Here is a 4916-nt window from a genome sequence, read left to right as displayed (position 1 = left end):
TCCTTTAGAGTGCCTCAAAAACCGGTCAAAACTACTAAAATTTACTCCGAACAGGGTGAATAAGGCCCTATTTCCTTTAAACGCAATAGAGAAATTTCGATTTGGAAGCACTTTAGCAGCTGTTAAGTTAATGATATTGTAACTAACTGCTAATAACTATTATAATCTCGCGCCCCACAGGGCGCCACCTTCACGGGCCACGGACCACGGATCACGGACCACGTTTACCTCAAGTGACACAGACAAAGTCACGCCTTATGCCCCTTCATCCGCTTCACGTAAACCATGAGCACCGACATATCTGCCGGGGAAACGCCGGAGATGCGGGAGGCCTGGCCCAGATTGAGAGGACGGATTTTGTCCAGTTTCTGGCGGGCTTCGATGGAAATGCCTTCCAGGTTCATGTAATCGATTTCCCTTGGCATTTTTTCGCTTTCCATGCGGGCTGCCTTCTTCACTGCCGCTTCCTGACGGGCAATGTAGCCTTCGTATTTCACGGAAATTTCCATTTCCTCTACCGCTTCCGGATCAAATTCAGGGCAGCCCAGGAATTCCACCATTTTCCGGTAGGTCACTTCCGGGCGTTTCAGAATCTTGTCAGCCCCGATTCCTGTCGTAAGAGGTGCAGAACCCATGGCTTCGAGAGCCTGATTCGTATCGCCTTTTGGCGTGAACCGCTTCGTCCGGATATAGTGCATGGCTTCGTCATAATTCCGTTTCCGTTCCAGGAAATGGCGGTACCGTTTTTCAGTGACCAGGCCGATGTCATACCCTTTCTGGGTAAGGCGGAGATCCGCATTGTCCTGACGGAGGATGAGCCTGTATTCACTCCGGCTCGTCATCATGCGGTACGGTTCATTGGTCCCTTTTGTGACGAGATCATCGATCAGAGCTCCGATATAGGCTTCGTGACGGCCGAGGATAAATGGTTCTTTTCCTTTAATTTTAAGAGCTGCATTGATGCCTGCCATGAGGCCCTGGGCAGCTGCTTCTTCATACCCGCTGGTGCCATTGGACTGGCCTGCCGAGTAAAGTCCCGGCATTTTCTTCACTTCCAGTGTCGGATAGAGCTGGAGAGGATCCAGCAGATCATATTCGATGGCATAGGCAGGACGCATGACTTTTACGTCTTCCAGGCCCGGAATGGTCCGGAGGAAGGCATACTGCACATCAATCGGCATGGATGTGGACATGCCCTGCACGTACATTTCATTCGTATCGAGACCTTCCGGTTCGATGAAAAGCTGGTGCCGTTTCTTGTCCGGGAAACGGACCACTTTATCTTCGATGGAAGGGCAGTAACGGGCCCCTACGCCATGAATGATCCCGGCGTACTTCGGCGCCCGCATGATATTTTCGCGGATGATGGAATGGGTTTCCTCATTCGTATAGGTGAGCCAGCAGTTCCGCTGGTTTCTATCAGCCCTTTCATCCATAAAGGAAAAGGCATGATTCTCCGGATCCCCTTTTTCCAGGGCCATATGGTCCAGATGAAGACTCCGGCTGTCCACACGGGAAGGGGTGCCCGTCTTGAAACGAAGGATATCGAGACCATGTTTCTTCAGGTTTTCAGAAAGGCCAACGGAGGGGCGCATGCCGTTGGGGCCCCCGGTATAAATGGTTTCCCCGATGATAATCGAACTGTCCAGATAAGTTCCCGTGCAGAGGATGACTGCCTTTGCCCGGTATTCTTCGTGGAGTTCGGTGGTAATGCCCACGCATTTTCCATCTTCCACGATGATATCCATGACCTGGACCTGCTTCAGGTCCAGATTTTCCGTATTCTCCACCACCTGCTTCATATAGCGGTGATAGGCATTCTTATCGGACTGGGCACGAAGGGCATAGACGGCAGGACCTTTGCCCAGATTGAGCATTCTCATCTGGATGGCCGTTGCATCAGCAGCAATTCCCATTTCTCCGCCCAGAGCATCGATTTCCTTCACCAGATGACTTTTCCCCGGTCCGCCAATGGCGGGATTGCAGGGCATCATGGCCACATTTTCAAGAGAAATCGTGGTGAGGAGCGTCCTGCAGCCCAGTTTTGCGCTGGCCAGGGCCGCCTCGCAGCCCGCATGGCCTGCACCTACCACAATCACATCATAGGTATCGATATAGTACAAAATAATCCTTCTTTCTGACTTCAGGGTAGATTTATTCAGTATACTTTATTATAGCATACATCCGGCCATTTTTTGATAGAGACAATTGTGATGAATCGTCCTTCATGAGGGTGGTCGGCATCAGAAAGAGAAGCAGACCATGTTAGACCGGGGAATGGGTTATGGCTAATGGGTAAATAAGCAGTGATGTAAATTGTCAACGACGCTTTCCCATTCGCATGCCCGGCTTTGGTATTACTTCATAATGGAAAATATGATTTTCAACCTCGCCTGTGTACGCTCCCATAAAAAATCGGCGGCACATCAGCGCCGCCACCTTCCCGCACCCCGCATCCCGCACCCCGAAATCTCGTTAAAGTCTCCTCCGGGGCGTGCCGTGGTGAGGCTAAGGCCCGAAAGCCGTAACTGTCTCAGGTCATAGTATTTGCCAGATGACTCATATATTGCCCCATAAAAAAATATTGGCTGCATCAGCAGCCAATCCTTCCCGCACCCCGCATCCCGCGCCCCGAAATCTCGTTAAAGTCTCCTCTGGGGCGTGCCGGGGTGAGGCTAATTACCGAATACCGTTTGTGACTCAACCCATACAGCACAAGCCTGACAGAAATAAAATTATTTCCCCACACAGAATCTCTCAAAGATCCGGTTGATAAGTTCGTTATCCACCGTATCACCCGTGATTTCTCCCATATCGTTCCAGGCTTCGGTAAGGTCCACGGTAATGCAGTCGGCAGGCATGCCGGATTCCAGGGATTCCGATGCCCGGCGGACAGCTTCCAGGGCTTTTTTCACCTGGTTCACATGGCGCAGGTTCGTGAGGAAAAGCTCCCTCCCCGCGTCCCGGTCCTGATGTTCCGTCAGTTTCCGGAGCGATTCTTCCAGTTCTTCCACACCGCTTCCGTAGCGGGCGGAAATGGAGACCACCGGAATATTTCCTGCAATTTTCTGAATATCTTCCTCTTCAATCTGCGGCGGGAGGTCATATTTATTGAGAATGACCATAGCCTTGCGGCCTTTAAGCTCTTCCAGAATCTGCCGGTCTTCCAGGGAAAGGGGCCTGGAACCGTCGATGACGGCCAGAATGAAATCGGCCTGTTCCATGGATTTCCAGGCTCTTTCGATGCCGATTTTTTCCACCTTGTTATCCGTTTCCCGAAGGCCTGCCGTATCCATAAGCACCAGGGGGACACCGCCGATTTTGATGGATTCTTCGATGGTGTCTCTGGTAGTCCCCGGAATATCGGTGACAATGGCCCGGTCTTCCTGGAGGAGGGCATTCAGGAGGCTTGATTTCCCTGCGTTCGGCCGGCCCACAATGGCCGTGCGAAGGCCTTCCTTGATGATTCGTCCTTCTTCGGAGCGCTGAAGGAGATTGTAGAGCGATTCTTCGATGGTGGAAATACCTTCCCGGATTTCCTCATTGGTAAGATCTTCCAGATCTTCTTCGGGATAGTCAATGGTCACTTCCAGCTTTGTGATGAGATCGGAAAGCTTTGCCCGGCAGTCTTTCACGAACCGGGACAAAGCTCCCTGGAGATGACTTTCCGCCTGGGTGAGGGCAGCGGATCCCCTGGCTTCGATAATATCCATAACTGCTTCAGCCTGGGTCAGATCGAGGCGGCCATTCAGGAAAGCCCGCTTCGTGAATTCCCCGCGGCTCGCCAGAACTGCCCCGCTTTCAAGGGCCAGTTCCAGAGTTTCCCGGAGAGCTTCCGTGGACCCGTGAATCTGGATTTCCACCACATCTTCTCCCGTGTAGGAATGGGGCGCCTTCATATAAACTGCCAGGCCCTCATCGATCCGTTTCCCCTCTTTTTCCACATGGCCGAAATACATGCGGTAAGGCTCGGCGTCTTTGAAAGTTTTTAATTTCTTCGTATGAAATATGCGGTCCGCCACGACAGAAGCTTCTTCTCCGCTGATCCGGATGATGCCTATGCCTCCCTCTCCGGGGCTGGTAGCAATAGCCGCAATGGTTGTTTCTTCGTACATAAGGACTCCTTATATGAATAAATTGAATTTCCTTTATATATAGGTATTGTAGCAGAAATTGGATTTTTAAGCTACAAAGGCAGTAAGGCAAAATCCCCTGCCGGGCAGACCGGGAAGAGAAAGTTGTCAGCTGTCAGTTTTTAGTTCCCGGTTCTTAGTTATCAGTTCGCAGTGAAGGATGAAATTGGTATCAGGCTCAGAATATCAAATGGCCGCCCTATAAATTCGGCTGCCACCGCCCCGGATTCCGGATTTCCATTCCCGGTATACCGTAACGGTTCACGGAGTCATGCCCCTTTCGCCCGGGTCAGGAATGAAAAGCCGAAATGGAATCAAAATAAAAAAAGGCGGCACTTTACGAATTGTGTGCCGCCACCTTCCCGAGTCCCGATTGATGCAAAGTCCCGAAGACCGCTGATTTTTCAATGTCCCTAAGAACCCGGTTTCTGAGAACTGCGAACTAATAACTAAAACAAAAAGCCGCCCACTACGAATAGTGGACGGCTTTGGGGTACAAAAATAAACCCCCTTTTGAGAATACATCTCGTTGTCCGGATTTCCGATCTTACCTGTCAATCGGCTGCAGAAATTCCTACGTCTGGATGTGTCATCTCGTGACAAGGTACGTAGCGGGGGGCGCGGGTCCGAAGATTTTCTTTCTCGTTTGCGGGAGTTTATTCTTTTTTGTAAAAATAATTGGTAATTTGATTTTTTCCTCGAGGATTGAAAGCTTAAAGGGCACGTGGGCTTTGTTCCGGATCTGCCTTAAATTTTTGAGCGCTCATCTGATGGAATGGATCG

At 50.8% G+C, this 4916-nt stretch carries 2 protein-coding genes; both read right to left on the bottom strand.

The genetic code is table 11. The features are described 5' to 3' along the window. Positions 1-248: 248 nt before the first annotated feature. Positions 249-2123 carry a tRNA uridine-5-carboxymethylaminomethyl(34) synthesis enzyme MnmG gene (gene mnmG / locus VZT47_RS09325; protein WP_330224695.1) on the bottom strand — a complete coding sequence of 625 codons (1875 nt, stop codon included), beginning with the start codon at positions 2121-2123 and terminating at the stop codon, positions 249-251. 612 nt (positions 2124-2735) lie between these two features. Continuing rightward, positions 2736-4115, bottom strand: a complete 1380-nt coding sequence (gene mnmE, locus VZT47_RS09320) for a tRNA uridine-5-carboxymethylaminomethyl(34) synthesis GTPase MnmE (RefSeq protein WP_330224694.1) — start codon at positions 4113-4115, stop codon at positions 2736-2738. Positions 4116-4916: the final 801 nt, after the last annotated feature.

It is taken from the genome of Dialister sp. (assembly GCF_036343215.1).
Taxonomy (GTDB): Bacteria; Bacillota; Negativicutes; order Veillonellales; family Dialisteraceae; genus Dialister.
This window is presented reverse-complemented; position numbering and strand designations above follow the sequence as displayed.